Source organism: Rhodosalinus sediminis (assembly GCF_003385555.1).
In the GTDB taxonomy this organism is placed as follows: domain Bacteria; phylum Pseudomonadota; class Alphaproteobacteria; order Rhodobacterales; family Rhodobacteraceae; genus Rhodosalinus; species Rhodosalinus sediminis.
This window is the reverse complement of sequence record NZ_QOHR01000025.1, coordinates 22,096-28,169: the sequence shown is the minus strand read 5'-3', so window position 1 is coordinate 28,169 and position 6,074 is coordinate 22,096. Positions and strand designations below refer to the sequence as shown.

Sequence of the window (6,074 nt, the reverse complement as noted above, 5' to 3'; positions counted from 1 at the left end):
GCGCAGGGCGGCGCGGGCGCCACGCCGCGGCGCCCCGATGCGCCCCCGCCCGCCCGCTCGCGCGAGCGCCGCCGCGTGTGCGCGCCACACCGCGCCGCGCCGCGGGGGACGCCGCGCATGAAAGCCCCCCCGCGCAACCCGCTCCTGGCGCAGATCGTCCATACCCGCCACACCTTCCGGCGGGGCTGGCAGCTCCTGCGCCACCGCGGGCCGGGGCAGGTGCAGTTCTGGTTCATCGCCCTCGGCCTCGGCATCGCGGCGGGCGCGGCGGCGGTGCTCTTCCGCTTCGGGATCGAGACCCTGCAGGAGGCCGCCTACGGCGCCGACGACCTGCACCGCCTGCACAGCTTCGCCGAGACGCTCGACTGGTGGTGGATCGTCGCCGTGCCGATCGCCGGCGGCCTCGCCGTGGGGCTCCTGCTGCAGTTCCTGACGCCCGACGGCCGCGTGCGCGCCGTGGCCGACGTGATCGAGGGCGCGGCGCTCCACGACGGGCGGGTGGAGACCAAGGCGGGGCTGACCTCCACCGCCTGCTCGCTGATCACGCTCTCGACCGGCGGCTCGACGGGGCGCGAGGGACCGGTCGTCCACCTCGCAGCGCTCCTGTCGTCCTGGGTGTCGAACGCGATCCGCGCCGACGGGATCACCGGCCGCGACCTCCTCGGCTGCGCCGTCGCCGCCGCCGTCTCGGCGAGCTTCAACGCCCCCATCGCCGGCGCCCTCTTCGCGATGGAGGTCGTGCTGCGCCACTTCGCGCTGCACGCCTTCGCGCCCATCGTGATCGCCGCGGCCGCGGGCACGGTGCTCGGCCGCCTCGCCTTCGGGGACGTCACCAACTTCATCCTGCCCGGCGGCTCGGTGCTCGAGTTCTACGCCGAGATCCCGGCCTTCCTCCTCCTCGGGCTCCTCTGCGGCCTCGTGGCGGTGGCGACCATGCGCGCCGTCTTCTGGGCCGAGGACATGGGCGACACGGTGCAGACGCGCGCCCGCCTGCCGCTCTGGGCGCGCCCGGCCGCGACCGGCGCGCTCCTCGGCGCCATCGCCGTCGCCTTCCCGCATGTCATCGGCGTCGGCTACGAGACGACGACGCGCGCGCTCACCGGCGATCTGCTGCTGCGCGAGGCGGTGATCTTCTGCATCGTCAAGGTCGTCGCCGTCGCGGTCACCGTCGCGGGGCGCATGGGCGGCGGCGTCTTCTCGCCGTCGCTGATGCTCGGCGCGCTCACCGGCCTCGCCTTCGGCCTCGTCGCGACGGGGCTCTTCCCCGAGACCTCCGGCGCGCCGACGCTCTACGCCCTCGCCGGCATGGGCGCGGTCGCCGCCGCCGTGCTCGGCGCGCCGATCTCGACCACGCTCATCGTCTTCGAGCTCACCGGCGACTGGCAGACCGGCCTCGCCGTGATGGTCGCCGTCTCCACCTCGACCGCGCTCGCCTCGCGCCTCGTCGACCGCTCCTTCTTCCTGACGCAGCTCGAACGCCGCGGCGTCCACCTCGCCGCCGGGCCGCAGGAATACCTCCTGCAGATCGCCCGCGTCGCCGGCGTGATGCGCGGCCCGATGGACGACCGCGCCCCCGACGAGACCCGCCTCTGGGAGATGATCGGCAACGGCATCTACGTCGACGCCAACGCCACCCTCGACGCCGCCATGCCGATCTTCGAGAAATCCGGGCTCCCCTTCATCCCGGTGGTCCGCCTCACCGGCACGGACCTCGCGCCCGAGCTGCAGGGCGCGCTCTTCCACGTCGACGCGCTCAAGGCCTACAACCGCGCCCTCGCCGCCACGGCCGAGGAGGAACACTCCTGACCGATCGGGTCCCGCCCATCATCTTGGCGAAAATACTCTCGGGGGGTGAATTGGCCGCAGGCCAAGAGGGGGGCGGACAGCCCCCACCCTTTTCGCACGGGTCAGCCCCCGACCTCGGCGAGGATCCGCCGCGCGGCCCGGTCGAATTCCTCCGGCCCCAGCCGCTCGAGCCGCACGACGCCCGCGGGCGCGCCGCGCCGCGCCGCCGACTTGGCGTAGCGCGGGTCGTAATGCGCCGCCATGAGCTCGCCCGCGAGCGCGGCGAAGTCCCCCGCCTGCGCCATCCCCTGCCAGGCCGCCACCTGCGCGCGCCCGTGATAGGGCACGAGCTTCTCCAGCACCGCGCCGAGCGCCGCGGGGTCGGCGGTCAGATCGGCGTAGGCCCGCGCGAGGTAGTCCGCCCGCGCCGCCATCGGCGCCTCGAGGCGCACATGCGCCGCCCGCTTCATCGCGGCCCAGACCGAGGGCGGCAGGATGCGCGCGCCCACCTTCGCGCTCTCGGCCTCCGCGAAGACCGGCCGCGCCGGATCGAGCCGCGCGAGCGCCATGGCGAGGCGCGATTCGAAGAGCTTCTGCGCCGGCTGCCCGCCGGCCACCGCGCCGAAGACCGAGCCGCGATGCGCCGCCAGCCCCTCCAGGTCGACCACCTGCGCGCCGGCCCCGGCGAGATGCCCCAGAAGCTCCGTCTTGCCGGTCCCCGTCATCCCGTCGACGAGGATCAGGCGAAAGGGCAGCACATCGTCGTAGAGCGCCCGCACCACGAGCCGGCGGAAGGCGCGGTAGCCCCCCGCGATCACCTCCACGCGCCAGCCGATCTGCCCGAGGATCGCGGCGAAGGCGCCGGACCGCTGCCCGCCGCGCCAGCAATAGACCAGCGGCCGCCAGCCGCCGCCCCGGTCGGCGAGCGGCCCCTCCAGATGCGCCGCCGCGTTGCGCGCCACCAGCGCCGCGCCGATCCGGCGCGCGCGGAACCGGTCCTCCTGCACGTAGATCGTCCCCACCCGCGCGCGCTCCGCGTCCGAGAGCACCGGCAGGTTCACCGCCCCCGGCAGGTGGTCCTCGGCGTATTCCGAGGGCGCGCGGACGTCGATGATCTCGTCCGCCGGCAGGCGGTCCAGATCGGCGAGAGAGGCGAGTTCCAGCGCCATGCCCGTCAGTAGGGCATCGGATGCGCGCGGTGCACCGCGTCGATCTCGGCGCAGAGCTCGTCCGACAGCGTCACCTCCGCCGCGCCGAGCGCATGCTCCAGCTGATCGAGCCGCGTCGCCCCGAAGATCGCCGAGGCGACGAAGGGCCGCCGCGCCGCCCAGGCGAGCGCCATCTGCACCGGGTCCAGCCCGAAGCGCCCGGCGAGCGCGTGATAGGCCGCCACCGCCTCGAGGGCGCGCGGCGTCACCCGCCCGCCGAGCGTCGCGTTGATACTCCGGCGCGAGCCCGCGGGCACCGCCCCGCCCTGGTACTTGCCGCTCAGAAGCCCCGCCGCGAGCGGCGAAAACGGCAGGAGCGGCACGTCCTCGTTCACCGAAAGCTCGGCCATGTCCGTGTCGTAGATCCGGCAGAGCAGCGAATACTCGTTCTGCATGGAGGCGACGCGCGGCCCGTGCCCCGCCTCGGCCAGCGCGAGCCACTGCGCCGTGCCCCAGGCGGTCTCGTTCGAAAGCCCGAAGGCGCGGATGTTGCCCTTCTCGACCTGCCGCTCCAGCACGCCGAGCGCCTCCTCCATGTGCGCCCGCGTCGCCGCCCGGTCCTGCCCCGAGGGATCGTAGCGCCAGTTCTGCCGGAAGTGATAGGAGCCCCGGTTCGGCCAGTGAAACTGGTAAAGGTCGATGCAGTCGATCTTCAGCCGCCGGAGCGAGCCCTCGATCGCCTCCGGGATGGTTTCGGCGGTGATCGGCGCCCCGCCGCGGGCGTGGCGCATCCCCTCGCCCGAGTGCTTCGTCGCCACCACCCAGGCGTCGCGGCGCCCGCCACGCGCGAACCAGTCGCCGACGATCTCCTCGCTCAGCCCCACCGTCTCCGCCGCGACCGGGTTCACCGGGTACATCTCCGCGGTGTCGAGGAAATCGACCCCCGCCTCGAGCGCGCGGTCCATCTGCGCATGGGCCTCCGCGCGGGAGGTCTGCGTGCCGAAGGTCATGGTGCCGAGACAGAGCTCGCTCACCTCCATCCCCGTCCGGCCCAGCGGATTGCGGCGCATCGACGTCTCCTTCCCCGGCTGCGGGCCGCACCCTAGCCCGCCACGCCGCAGGCGCAAGCCACCGGCGGACGCGCGCCGCGCCATCATCTTGGCCGAAATACTCCGGGGGTGAATTGGCCGCAGGCCAAGAGGGGGCAGCGCCCCCTCCCCCCGCCCGCGGCGCGCTCTTGAGAACATATGGTGAACGAACTACCCTCCGCCCCATGACCCACGCCCTCCTCGCCCGCGACACCGGGACGACGCGCCCGGCCCTCGCCCTGCCCGGCGGCTTCGCCCTCGATCAGGGGCGGGTGCACGAGGGCTGCGGGCCGGCGCGGCACGTCTTCGCCGCGCTCGTCGCCGGCGCGGCGCAGGCCGCTTCCGGGGGCGAGGTGCTCTGGATCGCGCCCGAGTGGGCGGGCGCCCGGCTCAACCCCGAGGGGCTCCGCCGCTTCGCCGACCCGGGCCGGATGCTCTTCGCGACCCCCCGGCGGGAGGAGGATCTGCTCTGGTGCGCCGAGGAGGCGCTGCGCGCGGGCTGCCTCGCGCTCGTGGTGGCCGAGCTGCCGACGTGCCCGGCGCTCACGCCCGTGCGCCGGCTGCAGCTCGCCGCAGAGGCGGGCGCGGCGGCGGCGGGGCCCATTCCGCTCGGGCTGCTGCTCACGCCCGGCGCGGGCGGCGCGCGCGGCGCCGAGACGCGCTGGTGGATGGCGCCCGCGCATGCGCCGACGGCCGAGGGCTGGCGGCTGGAGCGCCGGCGCGCCCGCCGCGCACCGCCCGCGTGCTGGCATCTCGCCCGGGAGGGCAGCGGGCGCCTCGCCGCGACGGCGCAGGCGATGGCGGACTGATCTGGATTAAGGCGCCGGCCGCGCCGCTCTGCGACAAGGGTCGCATCACAGGAGCGATCCGGAGGCATCCATGGACATCCGATTCGACGGCAAGACCGCCCTCGTCACCGGCGCCGGACAGGGCATCGGCGCGGCGATCGCGCAGGAACTCGGCGCCGCCGGCGCGACGGTGATCGTCGCCGATCTCGACACCGACGCCGCGCGGGAGGTGGCCGAGACCATCGAGACGGCCGGCGGCGCCGCCCATCCCACCCGGGTCGACACCTCCGACGCGGCCCAGGTCGAGGCGATGGTCGACTTCGCCGCCGAGCGCACGGGCCGCCTCGACATGCTGGTGAACAACGCCGGCATCGGCGGGCCGCGCGCGCCGGTCGGGGACTACCCGCTCGACGGCTGGCACCAGGTGATCGGCGTCAACCTGCACGGCGTCTTCTACGGGATGCGCTACGCGATCCCCAAGATGGTTGAGGCCGGCGGCGGCGCGATCGTCAACATGAGCTCCATCCTCGGCAGCGTCGGCATCGCGCAGTCCTCGGCCTACGTCGCCGCGAAACACGCGCTCGTCGGCCTCACGCGGAGCGCGGCGCTCGAATACGCGGAGCAGGGCGTGCGCGTGAACGCGGTCGGCCCGGCCTTCATCGACACGCCGCTCCTGCAGAACCTCGACGCCGAGATGCGCGCCGGCCTCGCCGGGATGCACCCCGTCGGCCGCCTCGGCGAGCCGCAGGAGGTCGCCGCGCTGACCGCCTTCCTGCTCTCGGACCGCGCACGCTTCGTCACCGGCAGCTACCACCTCGTCGACGGCGGCTACACCGCGCAGTAGCCGGGCACGGGTCCGCCCCAGGGCCGGATCGGCGCGGCGGCGCAAATCGCCGCCCCCCCAGCAGCCTCCCCGCTGCGCCGGACCACGCGCGACGGCGCAGCCGGGTGCCCGCGCGGCGCGCGCCGCGCGGCGCCCTTGGGCGCACGGCGGTGCGACGATCGGACGGTCGCGCCGGGTTGCGCGCGGATCGGCTCGCACCGCCCGAAGAGGTGTCCGCACCCCGGCAGGCGAGCGAGCGGGACCGATCCGCAGAGCCAAGCGCGGACCGCGCCGGCCGGTTCAGACCACCGCAAGGCGCCGCCGCGCCGACAAGCCTCCCGGTCGCGGGTACCCATCAACGGCACCGCGTAGCGCCCCCCAGAAGCCTCCCCGCTGCGCCGGCCACGCGCGACGCCGCAGCCGGGTGACCGCGCGACGGCGC

5 protein-coding genes are annotated in these 6,074 nt (G+C 75.0%); 3 read left to right on the top strand and 2 right to left on the bottom strand.

All coding sequences use genetic code 11. From position 1 onward, the window contains the following. Positions 1 to 117: 117 nt before the first annotated feature. A complete protein-coding gene (locus DRV84_RS13400) occupies positions 118 to 1,806 on the top strand; it encodes a chloride channel protein (protein ID WP_115981573.1) in 1,689 nt (562 codons plus the stop codon). Between the two features lie 101 nt (positions 1,807 to 1,907). Here DRV84_RS13400 and mnmH read toward each other — a convergent pair whose 3' ends face one another. Beyond that, positions 1,908 to 2,954, bottom strand: coding sequence for a tRNA 2-selenouridine(34) synthase MnmH (gene mnmH, locus DRV84_RS13395; protein WP_115981571.1), 1,047 nt, complete (start codon positions 2,952 to 2,954; stop codon positions 1,908 to 1,910). Positions 2,955 to 2,959: 5 nt separating this feature from the next. Then, complete coding sequence (locus DRV84_RS13390; RefSeq protein WP_115981569.1) at positions 2,960 to 4,003, bottom strand: aldo/keto reductase; 1,044 nt, start codon at positions 4,001 to 4,003, stop codon at positions 2,960 to 2,962. A gap of 203 nt (positions 4,004 to 4,206) precedes the next feature. Between DRV84_RS13390 and DRV84_RS13385 the strand changes: the two genes are divergently transcribed. Both DRV84_RS13385 and DRV84_RS13380 read left to right on the top strand, forming a co-directional pair. After that, on the top strand, positions 4,207 to 4,830 hold the full coding sequence (locus tag DRV84_RS13385) for a hypothetical protein (protein WP_115981567.1): 624 nt from the start codon (positions 4,207 to 4,209) through the stop codon (positions 4,828 to 4,830). A 70-nt stretch (positions 4,831 to 4,900) separates the two neighbouring features. Next, on the top strand, positions 4,901 to 5,653 hold the full coding sequence (locus tag DRV84_RS13380) for an SDR family NAD(P)-dependent oxidoreductase (protein WP_115981565.1): 753 nt from the start codon (positions 4,901 to 4,903) through the stop codon (positions 5,651 to 5,653). The last annotated feature ends 421 nt before the right edge of the window (positions 5,654 to 6,074 follow it).

Coding starts and splice junctions, on each gene's coding strand:
- DRV84_RS13385 (WP_115981567.1), top strand. CDS start 4,207: ATGACCCACGCCCTCCTCGCCCGCGACACCGGGACGACGCGCCCGGCC.
- mnmH (WP_115981571.1), bottom strand. CDS start 2,954: ATGGCGCTGGAACTCGCCTCTCTCGCCGATCTGGACCGCCTGCCGGCG.
- DRV84_RS13400 (WP_115981573.1), top strand. CDS start 118: ATGAAAGCCCCCCCGCGCAACCCGCTCCTGGCGCAGATCGTCCATACC.
- DRV84_RS13380 (WP_115981565.1), top strand. CDS start 4,901: ATGGACATCCGATTCGACGGCAAGACCGCCCTCGTCACCGGCGCCGGA.
- DRV84_RS13390 (WP_115981569.1), bottom strand. CDS start 4,003: ATGCGCCGCAATCCGCTGGGCCGGACGGGGATGGAGGTGAGCGAGCTC.